The organism is Deferrisoma sp. (genome assembly GCF_054681715.1).
In genome coordinates this window covers 24,244-39,673 of sequence record NZ_BAAHFQ010000020.1, presented here as the reverse complement: position 1 = coordinate 39,673, position 15,430 = coordinate 24,244, and the positions used below count along the sequence as shown (strand labels likewise).

The window sequence follows — 15,430 nt, the reverse complement described above, 5'->3', positions numbered from 1 at the left end:
CTCCCTGGGGCTACGGCCCCCTGAAGGCCCGTTGGAGACGACGACGTAGATAGGCCGGGGGTGTAAGCGCAGCAATGCGTTGAGCTGACCGGTACTAAAGGGCCGTGTGGCTTGACCGCCTGTTTTTCGGATTTCCGAGGGACGCGTGGGTCGAGCGTGCGGGGCGAGGCGCGACACGTGGCGAATTCGTGTGGACCTGAGGTCCTATGAGGTTGTTCTCCTTTTTCGGTGGCGATAGCGAGGGGGACACACCCGTTCCCATTCCGAACACGGCCGTTAAGCCCCTCAGCGCCGATGGTACTGCCCGGGCAACTGGGTGGGAGAGTAGGTCGCCGCCGAGCCTTTTCACATGAAACGCCCCCGCGGAGGTCATCCCTCCCGGGGGCGTTTCTTTTTTGGGGGAAGGCGGTGGGGCCGCGCGGGCGGGTCCGGGGGTCAGCGGGCCTTCGGGAGGCCGAGCTTCCACTCGACCTTGGAGAGAATGCCCCGGAGGATCCGCACGTCCCGGGAGGTGGGAAGCCGCCGGGAGAAGATGCGCCGGATCTGGTTCATCATGCGCTCGGGGCTCGCCTCCTCGATGAACCCGATGTCCCAGAGGACCTTCTCGAAGTGGGCGTACATGCCCTCCATCTCGGCCACCGTGGCGGGGCGGTAGGGCTCGGACTCGGGCCGGGCGGCGAGGTTGGCGAGCCGGACCTCGTAGCAGAAGAGGCCCACGGCCTGGGCGAGGTTGAGGCTCGGGAGACCGCGGTCGGTGGGGATGCGCACGAGCCAGTGGCACAGATCGAGTTCGGCCGTGGTGAGTCCGGCGTCCTCCCGGCCGAACACGGCGGCGATGCGAACTGAGGCGTGGTGCCGGGCGATTTGGTCGACCGCCGCTCGCAGTTCGATCCCGTCGTTTCGGCGCCGGCCCAGGCGGGTGGTGAACCCGAGGGCGAGCTCCACGTCTCGGAGGGCCTCGAACAGATCGGGCACGACCCGGGCGCTGCGGACGAGATCCACGGCCTTTCGGGCCATGGGCTCGAGCCGGGGATCGTCGAAGATGCCGGGGGCCGGGTTGACGAGCACGAGGTCCGTGAGGCCGAAGTTGGCCATGACCCGGGCCACGCTGCCCAGGTTTCCGCCGTAAAGGGGTTCGACGAGGACGATCGCGGGATTCATCGAGGGGTCGGGAACCGTTGGGGGGAGAACAAAAAGGGGGAGGCCCGATCGGCCTCCCCCACGGTGGTTCCGCGTTTCCTACTTCTTTTTCGGGGGCTGGATGCCCAGGCGCTTCGCCGTATGGTCACGGCCCAAGTAGAAGTTGAGCCAGGACGAGGTGAAGCGCAGATCGTAGTTCACGGGGGGCACCATGTAGGCGCCCAGGGTGTCCTCGGCTCCGTGGCTCTTGAGCCGGGGGTAGGCCCGCACGTAGATGCACTGTTTCTTGTTGGGATAGACCTCGCACCAGCCCTCGAAGGAGCCGCCGCAGGGGCCGTTGCGCTGGCCCTTGGGGCACTGGCTCATGGGGCAGAGGTAGGCGATGTCGAACAGGGCGCAGTCCCCGCAGTGCATGCACTCGTTGGTCATCACCTTCATGAAGTGCTCGACCCGGGTGAAGAAGTGCTCCATGCTCGTGCCGTCCACGGCCTTGGCCAGCGACTGCATGGGCTTGAACAGGAAGCCCTTGGTCTCGAACATGGCGTTGTGGAGCACCTTGAACATCTTGTAGGACACCGGGGCGGCCGGGCGGTCCTTGGACCGGTCCACCGGGACCTCCTTGTTGAGCCCGGTTTCGGGGTCCTTCTCGAAGTAGTACCACCCGCCCGGCTGGGGGAAGTCGAACTCCCGCACCAGGTCCTGCCAGTTGGGGGCGAGTTCCTGGCCCTTCTCGATGATGAACTCCACGTCCTCGAACTTCATGCCGTGGCCGCCGATGTGGACCCCGGCGAACCCCATGCCCTTCATGAAGGCGTACATCTTGGCGGCCCTCAAAAGCCGCTCGGTTTTGCCCTTGTCCTTCGATTTCTCCACCTCGGCCGCGATCTCCTGGACGAGCTTGTCGGTCACCACGCACCCCGGGATGCCGTTGCGGTTCATGAGCCGGGCGGCGCCCAGGGGCAGCACGTAGACGTTGCCGATCACCGGGATGTGGCCGTAGCCGAGGTGTTTCACCATCAGCAGGGCCTCGTGGAACTTGCGGGCGTCGTAGCCGAGCTGGGTCACGATGAACTGCGCGCCGGACTCCAGCTTCTTCTTGAGCTTGTAGTACTGGCCCATCTGCTCGGACTCGAGCTTCTTGAACGGGCTCACCGCGGCGCCCGCGAAGAAATGGGTGGGCCCGAGGGTGGTGGAGCCCTTGAACGTGGGCACCTCGAGGCCCTGGTTGAGCGCGCCGATGAGCTGGAGGAGCTGCGCCGGGTCGAGGTCGAACACGGGCTTGGCCCGGCCGCCGAACCCGCTCACCGGGTAGTCCCCGGTCATGATGAGGAGGTTGCGGACGTTCTCGCGCTCCAGGCCGTAGAGGAGCCCCTCAAGTTGGTTGCGGTTTTTGTCTTTGCAGGTGAAATGGACCAGGGGCTCGATGCCGAGCTTGTTGATCTCGGCCCCGAGCATCTCGGCCGAGATAGCCGGGTTCCCGCCCGGGTTGTCGGTGATGGTGAGGGCGTGGATCTTGCCGCTCTTGGCGGCCGCCTCGGCCGACTCCACGACCACCTCCTGGGCCTTTTCCCGGGCGCCGCGTCCCGGCACCAGCTCCCAGGTGACGCTGAAGGTGTTTTTGTCGAGGAGGGACTCCTGGAACTTGCTCACATACTCGGCCACCGGTCTTCCTCCTCCCCCTCCCAGGGGAAACATGGGGATCGAAACAGGGAAAACGAGCGGCGCGGATTATAGGGGACGGGTTTTGGGCAAGTCAACGAAGGCCGGCCGGTTCGCGAAAATGAAAACCGGTTATTCTCGCAGGGATCCAAGAAGCTCCGCCGCGAGTCGCCCAACGGCCCGGTCGGCGGCGCGGGAGAACCCGGCAATCCCGGAGTCCGCGACGGGCTCCGCCCACCGAGCGTGGCGAAACGTCTTGACGGAGCCGTCCCGGCCGAGCACGGTCCAGGTGGCCTCGAGAACGGTCGCGCCTCCCGCCCGGTCCCAGAGAAGAGCATCCACGGTTCCGGTCACCGTGAGGTCGGGCTCGACGGGGGCCGGAGCGGGCCACACGGCCCCGAGCACCCCGCTTGCGGCCAGGCTCCGGCGCAGGGCGTCGGCCACGAGGGGGCCGGGTTCGGCGGCCCATCGGGTTTGCGAGAGAAACCGAAGCCCCACGGACGCGTCGCGCACCGCGATCCGGTCGGTGCGGTAGGCCGGCGCCGTCCGAAACGGCTCGATCGCGACCACCGGCCCGGCCGGGCCTCCCACGGCTTCCACCGGGGCGGCCGCGAGCCCGAGGCGCAGGACCGGTGCGGCGGGCCGGCGCCAGCCCGCGCAGGCCACGAGGGGCAAGAGAGCGAGGCACCCGAGGACCGCGCGCCGGTTCATCGGGTCTCCTCCGCCGGCGGCGCCTCCCAGACGAGGCGGGAGGGCGCCTCGTCCAGGTCGCGCGCGAGGGCTTCCACCCGGGCCGCGGCCCCTTCCACCCGCTCCAGGGCCAACAGGGCCGCCCGGGCGGTTGCGGCGGCGCTTCCGCGGGCGGTGTCGGCGGCCGCGGCGGCCCGGTCCGCGGCCCCTCCCACCCGTTCGGCCGCGTCCGCCAGATGGGCCTTTGCGGCCGCAAACCGGCCCGGGAGGTCGAGTGCCTCGATCTGGGCCCGCAGGTCCTGTGTGGCCTTCCGGGCGTCGGCCGCAGCCGCCGAGAGGTCGGCCACCAGGCCCGGGAGGGCCGGGTCGGCCAGGAGTTGGTCGAGCCGGCCGGCGGCCGAGGCCAGCGACCCGGCGGCCCGGTCGGCCCGGGTGAAGGCCGAGGCCAATGCCGGTTCCCCCAGGAGGCGTTCGAGCCGCTCGGCCGCCCGTGCGGCGGCGTCGGCCGCGGCCTCCAGCGCCCGGGCGGCCTCGGGGAGGCCCGAGGTGTTCACGAGCCGCCGGAGATCCCGGGCCAGGCCCGGGAGATCCGCCTCCCGCAGGTCCGACACGAGACCGGCCACGTCGGTGGAGAGGTGGGTGAGGAACGAGGGCGCCGACGGGATCGTCCCGGGTGGCGTTTCGAAGGGAAGTTCGGGGCTCGGCGCCGCGTCGGCTCCCACGTACTCCAGTTCCACGAAGGCCGCGCCGGTGATGCCCACCGAACCCAGCCGGGCCCTGAGGCCCGGGCGGACCTCGAACGCGGGGTCGATCTCCATCCACACCTCCACGTGGTTGCCGTCGGGGGCCACCCGGATCGCGCTCACGCGGCCCAGGGGCACCCCCCGAAATTTCACCGGGGAGCCCACGTCGAGCCCCTGGACGCTGTCGGAGAAGTAGGTCACGTAGGACCGGTACTCCTTCCACACCTGGGTCGCCCCGAGCCACAGGAGCGCGGCGCATCCCAAAAGGAAGCCGACGATCAGAAACAGTCCCACCTTGAACCGGGTCGCATCGCTTGCCACGTCGCGCTCCGCGCAAACGGGAGTTCCTGTGCCGTCAGACCGGGGCCGGGCCCCGGGGACCGGGCTGCGCCGGTTCCCGCCGGAAAAATGCCCGGACCTTGGGGTCCGGCGGATCGTCCCGGAGGCGCCGGGGATCGCCCTCGGCCCGGATCCCGGCCGTCTCGGCGTCGATCAGGATGCACCGGTCGGCGGCACGAAAGGCGCTTTCCAGGTCGTGGGTCACCATCAGGACCGTGATTCCCAGGTTGTCTCGCAACCCGAGCACCAGTTCGTCGAGTTCCGCCGCGGTCACCGGGTCGAGCCCGGAGGAGGGCTCGTCCAGCACCAGGATCGGCGGGTCCAGGGCCATGGCCCGGGCCACCCCGGCCCGCTTTCGCATGCCCCCGGAGATCTCGTTGGGGAACCGGTCGGCCGCGTCCCCGAGCCCCACCTCGGAGAGCTTCAGGCAGGCCAGGATCCGGGCCGTGACCTCGGGAAGCCCGGTGTGGCCCCGGATCGGGAGCATGACGTTCTCCGCCAGCGTCAGATCGGCCAGGAGCGCCCCGGTCTGAAAGAGCACCCCAAGCCGCCGCAGGGCCCCCCGGCGCTCGGCCTCGGTCGCGGCTCCCATGTCCACCCCGGCGATCTCCAGGGTGCCGGCCAGGGGGGGAAGGATCCCGATCAGGGTTTTGAGGAGCGTGGTCTTCCCCGAGCCGCTCCCGCCGAGGATGGCGAAGATCTCCCGGGGCCGCACCTCGAAGGTCACGTCCCGCAACACGGCGACCCCCTCGTAGCCCACGGAAAGTTCTCGCGCCCGGATGACGGCTTCGGTCGGCATGGTCAAAACGGAAGGTACGTCAGCACCAGGGCGAAAAGGGAGTCGAGAACGATCACGAGGAAGATGGCCGTGACCACGGCCGAGGTGGCGGCGCGGCCCACGGCGTTCGCCCCGCCCCGCACGCCGAGCCCCTTGAAGCAACCCACCCCGGCTGCCACGGTGCCGAAGACGCAGCCCTTCAGGACGCCGATCACGAGGTGCCGCAGGCTCAGGATCGCCCGGGTTTCCTCCAGGTACTGGGCGGCCGTGAGGTCCATGGCGAACACCCCCACGGCGAGCCCGCCGAGGATGCCCGCGAGGTCGGACAGGAGGATCAGCACCGGCATGGACACGGCCACGGCGGCCACCCGGGGCACGGCCAGGAACTCCACGGGGTCGAACCCCATGGTGACGAGCGCATCCACCTCGTCGTCCACCACCATGGCCCCGAGTTCGGCGGCGTAGCCGCTGCCCGACCGGCCCGCCACCAGGATCGAGGTGATCACCGGCCCGAGTTCCCGCACCATGGCCAGGGCCACCATGTCGGCCACGAGGATCTGGGCGCCGTAGGGTTTGAGCTGGAGCGAGCCGAGAAACGCCAGGATCAGCCCGAGCAGGGCGGCGCTCAACACCACGATGGGCACCGCGTCCACCCCGGCCCGGTCCACGAACCGGAGCATCTCCCGAAACCGCATCCGGGAGCGGAGCAGGCAGGCAAACGAGCACAGGAAGAGCCCCCCGGCGAAGGCGCACAGCCGGCGCATCTCCCCGAGCAGGTAGATGGCGTTGGTGCCCACCTGCACGATGAGGCCGGGTTGACCCGGCCGCTCCGGCAGGGGGCGGCAGGTCAGGTCCTCCCACGGAATGCGGCCGAGCACGGCGGCCACGGGTCCCCGGGCGCCCGTGAGCCGGAGCCGGCGGCCCTCGGCCCGGAGCGTCCGGTCGAGTTCGGCGAACACGGCCACGGCCGCGCCGCCCAGGTGCTCCACCGCGGCGAGGTCCACCACCAGGTCCCCCGACCCGGCCCGGGCGCGGGCCAGGAGGTCCCGGCGGAGCTGGGCGGCCCGCTCGGCCGGGTACCGGCCGGCCAAACGCACCGAACCGGGGGGCGGGTTGGGGAGGGAAGGGTGGGCGGTTTCCACGGGGTCTGCCTCCTCGTGGGCCCAGAGTGTACCAGAAACCGGCCGTCTGGCAGCCCCGGGGGGCGGGAGGTACAATGCGGGGCCACCCTTTGCCGATCCGGAGGCGCCATGTTCGCCCGACTCGTGTTGCTCTTCACCCTGGTCCCGGCCCTCGAGATCTACCTCCTCATCAAGGTGGGGGCCGGGATCGGGGCCCTGAACACGATCCTCCTCATCATCGCCACCGGCGTGGTGGGGGCCCACTACGCCCGGCTCCAGGGGCTTTACGTGCTCCGGCGGCTGGAGGCCAGCCTGGCCGAGGGCCGGTTGCCCGCGGCCGAGATCCTGGACGGCGCCATGCTGCTGGTGGGCGGGGCGCTGCTCATCACGCCGGGCTTCCTCACCGATCTGGCCGGGTTCAGCCTGGTGTTCCCGTTGACCCGGGAGATCTGGAGGCGTCATTTGGTGAACTGGCTCCGCCGCCGCCTGGAGCGGGGCGAGATCGTGATCGTCCGCCGCCGGGATCCCTGGGACGGGAGCCCGTAGGGGACCGGATGGGCTCGGGGCACACGTTTTTGCCTCCCACCGACCCGATGTCCGAACGTTCCCCCCCATCCGACCGCGTGTTCGTGTACGGCACCCTGAAGCGGGGCGGCCGGTACCACCGGCGGATCGCCCCGTTCGCCCGGGAGTGGGCCGAGGGGTGGGTGCCGGGTCGGTTGGTGAACCTGGGGGCCTACCCGGGGTGGGTTCCCGGGCCCGGCCGGGTGTGGGGGGAGGTGGTGCGGGTCGAGCCGGCGGCCGAGGCCCTGGCCGTTCTGGATGACCTCGAGGACTACCACGGCCCCGGCCATCCGGCGAACCTCTACGAGCGCGTCCGGGTGCGGGTGGAAACCGGGACGGGCCCGGTGGAGGCCTGGGCCTACCGGTACCTGGGGCCGGTGTCGGGCGTGCCGGTGGTCTCCGGGGGCCGGTGGCCCGTGGGCCGCCCGGGGGCGGGGTAGCGGGCCGACGGGTGCCGTTGCCTCGGTTTCCGGGGCGGGGATTCTCGGGAAGGGAGTAGCTGCGTGACGGAGTCGAACGCGTCGCCGAAAAACCACCGGAGCCGCATGGCCAGCGTGGTGTCGTGGTGTGTGACCCTGTTTCTGGTGGGTCTCATTGTGCTCGTCATCGCCTACGGCGTGATGCGGCCCAAGCCCCCGCCTCCCGAGCCGGTGGCCCGGGTGACCAACGTGGAGGTGAGCACCGTGCGGCCCCGGCCGTACCGGGAGCGGCTGGAACTTCCGGCCCGCCTCGAGGCGCAGCGGCACGCCGCGGTGGCGGCCGAGTTCGGCGGCCGGCTCGCCCGGTGGCTCGTGGGGGAAGGGGCCACGGTGGCCCAGGGGCAGGTCGTGGCCGAACTCGACACCGCGGCCCTGGAGGCCCAGCGGGCGGAGCTCCTGGCCCGGAAGGCCTCGGCCGAGGCCGCCGTGGCCCGGGCCGAGGCCGGGGTACGGGCGGCCCGGGTGGCCCGGGAGCAGGCCGAGCGGGAGGTGGTCCGGGCCGAGGCGGCCCTCGAGGCGGCCCGGTCGGCCCTCACCCTGGCCCAAAAGGACCACGAGCGGGCCGAGCGCCTGGTGGACGCCGGTGTCCTGGACCGGGCGGCCCTGGACCGGGCGGTAAACGGCCTCGCCCAGGCCCGGGCGGCCGTGCGCCAGGCCGAGCAGGGGCTCGGGGCGGCCCGTCTCGGGGTCGAACGGGCCGAGGCCGGGGTGACGGAGGCCGAGCGGGCCCTGGAGGCCGCCCGGGCCGGGGTGACCGAGGTGTCCCGGGCCCTCGACACGATCGAGGTCCAGCTCGCCAAGAGCCGGATCCGGGCCCCGATCCCGGGTAGGCTCGACGCCCACCGGGTCGAGCCAGGCGAGGTCGTGGCCCCCGGGCAGGAACTCGCCCGGATCTACGATCTGTCGGCCCTGAAGGCGGTGGTGGACGTGCCCGAGCGGTTCGTGGCGTTTCTCGAGCCCTCGAATCCGGCCGTGGCCGCCTACACGGCCCGGTCCCGGCCCGGGGCCGTCCCCGGGGTGCGGGCCCGCGTGACCGTGCCGGGGCTTCCCAAGCTGACCGGCGGGGAGGAGGAGGGCCTCGAGCTTTCCGCCGAGGTCGTCCGGGTGGGCCAGGCGGCCGACCCCGTGAGCAACACCTTCCCCGTGGAACTCCGGGTGCCGAACCCGCAAGCTGCGCTCCGGCAGGGCCACATCGCCCGGGCCGAGATCGAGTTTCTGACCTACCCCGAGGCCATCGTGATCCCCTCCGCGGCCGTACAGGTCACCGACCAGGGCCCCCGGGTCCTGGTGGTGGAGGAGGAAGGGGGCCGGCCCGTGGCCCGGGTGCGCGACCTCGTCCCCGCCTCGATCCGGGAGGACGAGGTCCTGGTGCTCGAGGGGCTCGCCCCGGGGGACCGGCTCATCGTGGCCGGGTGGAAGGGGCTCGTGTCCGGCCAGGCCGTGCGGGTCGTGGTGGAGGACGGGGCCGTGGTGGCCTCGGACGGGGGAGGGACGGCCCGGTGATCCTCACCCGCTTTTCGGTCCGCCACTTCATGGCCGTGCTCGTGCTGTGCGTGGCCATCGTGGTGCTGGGCACGGCCGCCTACCTCTCGATGCCCCGGGAGGCGTTCCCCGACGTCAAGGTGCCGGTGATCACGGTGACCACCGTGCTCGACGGCGCCAATCCCACCGACATCGAAACCTCGGTCACCATCCCCCTGGAAACCGAGCTCGACGGCGTGGAGGGCCTGGAGGAGCTCCGGAGCACCTCCATGACCGACCTTTCGGTGATCTCCATCGAGTTTGACCCCGAGGTGGACACCGAGGTGGCCCTGGCCCGGGTGCGCGACGCCGTGGACAAGGCCAAGGGGGAACTGCCGCCCGAGGCCGAGGAGCCCATCGTCAAGGAGTTCTCGTTCGCGGGCGACGTGCCCGTGATGGTGGTGAACCTGGTGGGCCCCGCCTCCATGGCCCTTTCGGAACTCAAGGACCTGGCCGACCGGGTGGAGGACGAGATCCAGCGCATCCCGGGCGTGCTCGACGTGAAGATCCGGGGCGGCCGGGAGCGGCAGGTGCGGATCGAGGTGGACCCGGTGCGGCTTCGGTATTACGGGCTCGTTCCGGCCCAGGTGGAGGCCGCGGTGCGGGGCACCAACCACAACGTGTCGGCCGGGGTGGCCGACGGGCCCCTGACCCGGGTGATCTACCGGGTGCCGGGGGAGTTTCGGTCGCCGGCCGAGATCTTCGACCTGGTGGTGGGCCGTTCCCCCGACGGGGTGCCGGTGTACCTCAGGGACGTGGCCACGGTGACCTACGCCTTCGCCGACGAGACGAGCCGGGCCCGGCTCTACGACTTCCGGGCGGCCGACGGGGAGCGCTCCCTCGGCCGGTACGTGGAGCCCCAGAAGACCGTGTCGCTGGAGATCATGAAAAAGAGCGGGGAGAACATCCTCGCCGTGACCGACGCGGTCAAGGCGCTCCTGGGGGAACTGGGGCTGCCGCCCCAGGTCAAGGCCGTGGTGGCCCTCGACACCTCCCGGGACGTGCGCCGCATGGTGAGCGATCTCGAAAACGGCATCCTCACGGCGCTTCTTCTCGTGCTTGGGGTGATCCTGGTGGGCCTGGGGGCCCGAAACGCGTTTCTCGTGGCCTGGGCGATCCCGTTCTCCATGCTGATCTCGATCCTGGTCCTGCGGTTCCTGGGCTACACCCTGAACATGATGGTCTTGTTCTCGCTCCTTCTGGCCCTCGGGATGCTCGTGGACAACGCCATCGTGATCGTGGAGAACATCTACCGCCACCACAGCCTGGGCCTCTCTCGGCCCCGGGCGGCCGTGGTGGGCACGGCCGAGGTGGCCTGGCCGGTCATCGCGTCCACCGCGACCACGGTGGCCGCGTTCCTGCCCATGGTGTTCTGGCCCGGGATCATGGGCGAGTTCATGGCCTATCTCCCGGTCACGGTGATCGTGGTGCTCTCGAGTTCGCTGTTCGTGGCCCTGGTGATCAACCCGACCCTGTGCGCGCTGGTGATGAAGCGAAAGCGCGGGGCCGAGGCCACGGTGGACCCCGAGACCACCCGGCCCACCTACCGGGCCGTGGTGCTCTATGGCCGGTTCCTGGAGTTCCTCCTGGACCGGCCCGGGTGGACCCTGACCACGGCCTTCGCCGTGCTCCTTCTCGTGTTCGCCGTGTACGGGGTGTTCGGCCACGGGGTGGAGTTCTTCCCGACCATCGACCCGAACCTCGTCATGGTGAGCGTGACCCCGCCCGAGGGGACGAGCCTCGAGGCCTCCGACCGCCTGAGCCGGGCGGCCGAGGACCGGGTGTTCGGCCGGCCGGGGTCGGGGTACGACCGGCCGGTGGAGAACCTCAAGCACGCCACGGTGACCGTGGGCCTAGAGGCCCGGGGCGGGTTCGGGGAGGAGGGGCTCGGGCCGGTGGTGACCCGGGTGCAGTTCGTGGAGCGGCCCTACCGCACCGAGAGCACGGCCGATACCCTGACCGAGATCCGCCGCCGGCTCGAGGGGCTCGACCGGGACGGCCGGCGGGTGGCGCCCCCGCTCCACGGCGCCGAGTTCGACGTGGTGAAGCCCCAGGAGGGGCCGCCCACGGGCAAACCCGTGTCGATCCAGCTCTTCGGGGACGACCTCGCCCAGCTCGCGGCCGTGGCCCAGGACATGAAGGCGCTCATGGCCTCGGTGCCCGGCGTGGCCAAGCCCACCGACGACGCGGCCGCGGCCCAGCCGACCCTCGAGTGGGCCGTGGACCGGGCCAAGGCCGGCATGCTGGGGCTCGACCAGGCCTCGGTGGCCGGGGCCCTTCAGATGACCGTGGGCGGCCGCCGGGCCGGCACCTTCGGCCACGGCGACGACGAGCAGGACATCTGGCTTAGGCTTCCCAAGCCCTACCGCCTCGACACCGATCGGGTGCTCACGGTGCCGATCCCCACGGCCCTGGGCGGGGCCGTGCCGGTGGGGGCGGTGGCCCGGCCCGAACTCGTGCCCGGGCCGATCCAGATCAAGCACCTGGACCGCAAGCGGGTGGTCAGCGTGGGGGCCGAGGTGGAGCCGTGGGTCCGGGCCGACGCCGACGTGCGCGCCGCGTTCCAGGCCAAGGCCCGGGCCTACCCGTTTCCCCCCGGGGTGACCTACCGGTTCGCCGGGGCGGCCGAGGAGCAGGAGGAGTCCACCCGGTTCCTGTCCCAGGCCTTCGTGGTGGCGCTCTTCCTGATCGCCCTGGTGCTCGTGCTCCAGTTCAACTCGATCCTGGTGCCCGGCATCGTGATGACCTCGGTGATCCTGAGCCTGATCGGGGTGTTCCTGGGGCTTCTCGCGTTCCGGATGCCCTTCGGGATCATCATGAGCGGCATCGGGGTGATCTCGCTCGCCGGCGTCGTCGTGAACAACGCCATCGTGCTCCTCGACGCCGTGCGCCAGTTCCAGCGGCGGGGCCAGAGCGTTCGGGACGCCGTGGTGAGCGCGGGGATGGTCCGGTTCCGGCCGGTGCTCCTCACGGCCGTGACCACGATCCTGGGGCTCGTGCCCATGGCGCTCAAGATCAACATCGATTTCCTGAACCTGACCTACCAATACAACACCGAGTCGAGCCAGTGGTGGCAGTCCATGGCCGTGGCCATCATCTTCGGCCTGGCCGTGGCCACCGTGCTCACCCTGGGCGTCGTGCCGACCCTCTACCTCCTCTACGCCCGGTTCCGGCTGTGGCTCTTCCTGAAGCTCGGCTGGAAGGTGGACCGGGAGATGGACATCATGGGCCTGGCCGAGGAGCTCGAGCAGGCCCGGGGGTGAGGCGCGCACCCCCGGGCGTTCATCGGCCTCACGCCGCCGGCCTCCGGTTCCGGAGCCCCCCGCCCGTGCGGCGGAAGGCGAACCCCGTGCCGGTGCGGGGGGCGTCGAGGATCCGGGCCAGGGTGGCCTTCACGGTGGCCTCGTCGTCGTCGAAATCCCCGTGGTGCCGGGCCCGGGAGGCCCCGGCCGAGCCCACGGGCTCGGTGTTGGGGGCCAGCACCCAGTTTCCGCCCCTCGTGAGCACCTGGCCGAGGTCGGGGTCGTCCTCCACGAACCTCTCCATGCCGAGGATCGGCCACCCGTCCCGCACCAGCGGGATCCGGGGTTTCTCCTCGAAGGCGTTCGACACCAGGTACAGAAGCGATTTGTGGTAGATGTGGGCGCAGTGGTCGTCCTGCTCGGCCTCGTCCGTCAGGGTGAACAGGGCGAACCGCCCCACGGCCCCGTCCCGGAGCGCCGGGAGGTAGAGGGCCTTGAACAGGTCCACCGTGCAGGCCGGCGCCCACAGGGTGCAAGACGCGATCCGGAGGCCGAGCCCCGTGCGGCCGGCCAGGGGCCCCGAGGCGATGGTGCCCCGGGCCGTGAGCCATCGGACCAGGGGCCCCAGGAAGATGCTGCCGGCGCTGTGGCCCACGAGGTGGAGTTCCACCGCGGGGTCCGCGGCGGCGAGTTCGGCCAAGAGCTCCCCCACCCGGCGGGCCGCGCCGTCCCGGCGGGTCGTGGCGCGTAGGGCGTTCTCCTTCATCTCGTCCCACAGGGCCTTGCCCCCCAGGGCCCGGGCCAGGGGCTCGAGGCCGTCGTCCAGCCGGTCGAGCAGGAAGTCCTTGGCCTCGTCCCAAACCCCCTCGGGCCGGCGCCGGCCCAGGGCGTCGTCGAGGATGTTTCGGATCGTGGTCCAGGCGTCGGTCTTCCACACGAAGGCCAGGGGGTACACCCGGGCCCCCAGGAGGGCCGCCCGGTACTCGGCCACCCGCTGGATCGCGGCCTTCTCCGACACGAGGCCCCCGTGGGCGTAGAGGAGGATCCGTTTCCGGTCCCAGCCGGCCGTGAGTTGGGGAATCTCGGTCCGCACGATCTCGGCCGCCTCGGCCGGGGTGGTGCCAAAGGTGCCCCCCTCCCGGAACCGGCCGTCGTTGCCCACGCTTATGATATGGGGCCGCAGGTCGGCGTAGGCGTACCCGCCGGCCAGGTTTCCCTGGGCCGAGATCCCGGCGGCCACGGCCTCCCGGGCCAGGGCCACCGGGGCCCCGAGCCGGGCCACCCACACGTCCATGGCGTTCTCGAACCAGTCGTCGTAGGTGACAAGCGCCAGGCCCCCCTGGCCCCACCCCGCTCCCCAGGAGTTTTGGATCCAGAACCCCCGCTCGTCGTACCCCACGATGGCGAAGGCGTGGCCCCCGACTCGGTCGGGCCGAAGCGGGATCACCCCGTCGTCCCCGGGTTCGTACCAGCCCGTGTGGACCCGGGCTGTGGCGTAGAGGATGCCCACCTCGGCCAGCGCCGCGTGGAGCGCGGCGATGTCGTGGTGGTTCACCCGGTAGTAGGCCCCGAGGGGCCGCCGGCCGGCGTCCCGGGCCAGCGCGTCGGAGATGTGGGGCCGGGTGCGGCGTCGGGGCCAGAGCCGGTGGGCGCACACCCCGTGTTTGTGCCAGCCTTTCACGGCGCCCCGGGCGCTCGAGCCCTCGTAGTCCTCCCCGGGCCACTCGTCGTAGCGCCGGGCCAGGTCGTAGAGCATCCAGGGGCTCACCCGCGTTCGGTCGGGCTCCACGCTGCGGGTGCGCAACAGGTAGTGCACCACGGTGGCGAGCCCGAACCCGGTGCAGGCGCCGTCGGGCCCCTGGTCGAGCACCGGCACCTTGGCCCGTCGGTACCGCTCCACGGGAAGCCGCGGGGGGACCTCCACCAGGGTGGGCTCGAAGAGCCGGTCGCGGAAGTCGGCGGTGTCGGGGCGGGCGTCGAAGCGGTAGGTTTCGAGGGGGACGGGGGCCATCAGGGAACCTCCTTGGGGACGGTGGAAGGGGGCGGCTCGGGGTGGGGCCGGCGCATCGACCCGAACAGGTACCCCACGATCGCCCCGAGGATGCCCATGGCGGCCGTGAGCTGCTGCTCGGCGTCGGCCAGCACCACGATGAACACGGTGGCGAACACCACGAGCACGAGCCCCGCCGCGTTCAGGATGAGGGCGGTGGAGTGGGGGGGCCGCCACAGGAGCACCCCGAGCACCGCGGCTAACGTGGCCACCAGGGTGACGCTGAGCAGGATGCACTCGGTCACCCGGTTGGCCTCCTGCTTCATGCGGTACTCGTGGAGCAGGGTGAGGTAGAGCTGGTAGTCGGTGCTCGCGGTGCGGGTGTCGGACGGGGGGGCCCCCGCGAGGTCCGTGGCCTCCACGAGATCCATCATCGCGTCCACCCGATTGGGCGCGGGGACGTCACCGGCCGCCCTCGCCGCCCCAATGCCCAGGAACCCCGCGAGCACGACGAGCCAAACCAGGCGGCGGCCGCTCACGGCTGCTCCTCCAGGATCCGCAAGAACCGGTAGTACCGGTAGGCGGCCGTGTCGTCCCCCTGCTCCTTCGCCCGCTTCAGCCGATCTTCGAGCCGTGCCTTCAGGTCCTGGCGCTCCTCGGGGGTGAGGCGGGCCGCCTGTTCCCGGAACCGTTGGAACGGGTCGGGTTGGGGAGGCGGGGCCATCTGCTGGGTCTGGGGAGGGGGCGCGAAGGGGCGGAGCTCCCCCGCCGCGGCCGGGGCGGCGAGGTACAGGGCGACCCCGATGGGAACCACGAGACGAACGGCCCACCTCATGGCCGTCCCTTCCGGGCCGCGCGAATCGGGCCCACGTTTTCGGCGACCACCGGCACGCCGTCGAGTTCCTCCGGAAGGGGCGGCGCCACCGCCCCGGGGGGCCGGTCGGTGCCGATCCGGATGCACGCCCCCCCGTCCGGGCCGAGCCCCACCCAGACCCCCACCACACCGGGCCGGGAGAGGAGGTCCTCCTGGTGCCGGGCGAGCACGTCCTGGGCCCTGTCGACGGTGGTCATCGCGCTGTGCCTCCGAGGGATTCCGGAACCCTGCCAGAGCCGGGGCCGAAGTCAACCCACTCCGTGGGGCACGCGGGAGGGGACCGGATCCTC

14 protein-coding genes and 2 rRNA genes are annotated in these 15,430 nt (G+C 71.4%); 6 read left to right on the top strand and 10 right to left on the bottom strand.

Going from position 1 to position 15,430, the window contains the following annotated elements; translation table 11 throughout:
* A 23S ribosomal RNA gene (locus ACY0I8_RS05280) occupies nt 1–119 on the top strand; the annotation flags it as partial.
* Nucleotides 120–224: 105 nt separating this feature from the next.
* Nucleotides 225–341 (top strand): 5S ribosomal RNA (gene rrf, locus ACY0I8_RS05275).
* 94 nt (nt 342–435) lie between these two features.
* Here the strand turns inward: rrf and ACY0I8_RS05270 are convergent.
* The 6 genes from ACY0I8_RS05270 to ACY0I8_RS05245 all read right to left on the bottom strand — a co-directional run bounded on the left by ACY0I8_RS05270 (nt 436) and on the right by ACY0I8_RS05245 (nt 6,491).
* Nucleotides 436–1,161 carry an RNA methyltransferase gene (locus tag ACY0I8_RS05270; protein ID WP_461393897.1) on the bottom strand — a complete coding sequence of 242 codons (726 nt, stop codon included), beginning with the start codon at nt 1,159–1,161 and terminating at the stop codon, nt 436–438.
* A gap of 78 nt (nt 1,162–1,239) precedes the next feature.
* Nucleotides 1,240–2,802 carry a methylenetetrahydrofolate reductase C-terminal domain-containing protein gene (locus tag ACY0I8_RS05265; protein ID WP_459941294.1) on the bottom strand — a complete coding sequence of 521 codons (1,563 nt, stop codon included), beginning with the start codon at nt 2,800–2,802 and terminating at the stop codon, nt 1,240–1,242.
* Nucleotides 2,803–2,931: 129 nt separating this feature from the next.
* Entirely contained in the window at nt 2,932–3,510 is a 579-nt protein-coding gene (locus tag ACY0I8_RS05260) for an ABC-type transport auxiliary lipoprotein family protein (protein ID WP_461393896.1), read from the bottom strand.
* A complete protein-coding gene (locus ACY0I8_RS05255) occupies nt 3,507–4,553 on the bottom strand; it encodes an MlaD family protein (protein ID WP_459941292.1) in 1,047 nt (348 codons plus the stop codon). Before ACY0I8_RS05255 ends, ACY0I8_RS05260 begins: the two co-directional genes overlap by 4 nt.
* Before the next feature lie 34 nt (nt 4,554–4,587).
* The gene (locus ACY0I8_RS05250; protein WP_459941291.1) at nt 4,588–5,370 is read right to left on the bottom strand and encodes an ABC transporter ATP-binding protein; all 783 of its coding nucleotides are present in this window, start codon (nt 5,368–5,370) and stop codon (nt 4,588–4,590) included.
* A 2-nt stretch (nt 5,371–5,372) separates the two neighbouring features.
* On the bottom strand, nt 5,373–6,491 hold the full coding sequence (locus ACY0I8_RS05245) for an ABC transporter permease (protein ID WP_459941290.1): 1,119 nt from the start codon (nt 6,489–6,491) through the stop codon (nt 5,373–5,375).
* A gap of 108 nt (nt 6,492–6,599) precedes the next feature.
* Between ACY0I8_RS05245 and ACY0I8_RS05240 the strand changes: the two genes are divergently transcribed.
* From ACY0I8_RS05240 to ACY0I8_RS05225, 4 genes are all read left to right on the top strand, one after another.
* Nucleotides 6,600–7,016 (top strand): FxsA family protein, encoded by a 417-nt coding sequence (locus ACY0I8_RS05240; RefSeq protein ID WP_459941289.1) that lies wholly within the window; start codon nt 6,600–6,602, stop codon nt 7,014–7,016.
* 47 nt (nt 7,017–7,063) lie between these two features.
* The gene (locus ACY0I8_RS05235; RefSeq protein WP_459941288.1) at nt 7,064–7,474 is read left to right on the top strand and encodes a gamma-glutamylcyclotransferase family protein; all 411 of its coding nucleotides are present in this window, start codon (nt 7,064–7,066) and stop codon (nt 7,472–7,474) included.
* Between the two features lie 63 nt (nt 7,475–7,537).
* Nucleotides 7,538–9,016, top strand: coding sequence for an efflux RND transporter periplasmic adaptor subunit (locus ACY0I8_RS05230; protein ID WP_459941287.1), 1,479 nt, complete (start codon nt 7,538–7,540; stop codon nt 9,014–9,016).
* A complete protein-coding gene (locus ACY0I8_RS05225; protein ID WP_459941286.1) occupies nt 9,013–12,297 on the top strand; it encodes an efflux RND transporter permease subunit in 3,285 nt (1,094 codons plus the stop codon). Before ACY0I8_RS05230 ends, ACY0I8_RS05225 begins: the two co-directional genes overlap by 4 nt.
* 28 nt (nt 12,298–12,325) lie before the next feature.
* Here the strand turns inward: ACY0I8_RS05225 and ACY0I8_RS05220 are convergent, their stop codons facing one another.
* Genes ACY0I8_RS05220 through ACY0I8_RS05205 form a run of 4 tightly spaced genes read right to left on the bottom strand, consistent with a single transcriptional unit; the run spans nt 12,326 to nt 15,337 of the window.
* On the bottom strand, nt 12,326–14,287 hold the full coding sequence (locus tag ACY0I8_RS05220; protein WP_459941285.1) for a C1 family peptidase: 1,962 nt from the start codon (nt 14,285–14,287) through the stop codon (nt 12,326–12,328).
* Nucleotides 14,287–14,805: a hypothetical protein gene (locus ACY0I8_RS05215; protein ID WP_459941284.1), complete on the bottom strand. Its 519-nt coding sequence runs from the start codon at nt 14,803–14,805 to the stop codon at nt 14,287–14,289. The genes ACY0I8_RS05220 and ACY0I8_RS05215 overlap by 1 nt, the downstream gene beginning before the upstream one ends.
* Complete coding sequence (locus ACY0I8_RS05210; RefSeq protein WP_459941283.1) at nt 14,802–15,101, bottom strand: hypothetical protein; 300 nt, start codon at nt 15,099–15,101, stop codon at nt 14,802–14,804. The genes ACY0I8_RS05215 and ACY0I8_RS05210 overlap by 4 nt, the downstream gene beginning before the upstream one ends.
* The gene (locus ACY0I8_RS05205; protein WP_459941282.1) at nt 15,098–15,337 is read right to left on the bottom strand and encodes a hypothetical protein; all 240 of its coding nucleotides are present in this window, start codon (nt 15,335–15,337) and stop codon (nt 15,098–15,100) included. The genes ACY0I8_RS05210 and ACY0I8_RS05205 overlap by 4 nt, the downstream gene beginning before the upstream one ends.
* Between the last annotated feature and the right edge of the window lie 93 nt (nt 15,338–15,430).

Coding starts and splice junctions, on each gene's coding strand:
- ACY0I8_RS05270 (WP_461393897.1), bottom strand. CDS start 1,161: ATGAATCCCGCGATCGTCCTCGTCGAACCCCTTTACGGCGGAAACCTG.
- ACY0I8_RS05260 (WP_461393896.1), bottom strand. CDS start 3,510: ATGAACCGGCGCGCGGTCCTCGGGTGCCTCGCTCTCTTGCCCCTCGTG.
- ACY0I8_RS05250 (WP_459941291.1), bottom strand. CDS start 5,370: ATGCCGACCGAAGCCGTCATCCGGGCGCGAGAACTTTCCGTGGGCTAC.
- ACY0I8_RS05240 (WP_459941289.1), top strand. CDS start 6,600: ATGTTCGCCCGACTCGTGTTGCTCTTCACCCTGGTCCCGGCCCTCGAG.
- ACY0I8_RS05235 (WP_459941288.1), top strand. CDS start 7,064: ATGTCCGAACGTTCCCCCCCATCCGACCGCGTGTTCGTGTACGGCACC.
- ACY0I8_RS05220 (WP_459941285.1), bottom strand. CDS start 14,287: ATGGCCCCCGTCCCCCTCGAAACCTACCGCTTCGACGCCCGCCCCGAC.
- ACY0I8_RS05210 (WP_459941283.1), bottom strand. CDS start 15,101: ATGAGGTGGGCCGTTCGTCTCGTGGTTCCCATCGGGGTCGCCCTGTAC.
- ACY0I8_RS05205 (WP_459941282.1), bottom strand. CDS start 15,337: ATGACCACCGTCGACAGGGCCCAGGACGTGCTCGCCCGGCACCAGGAG.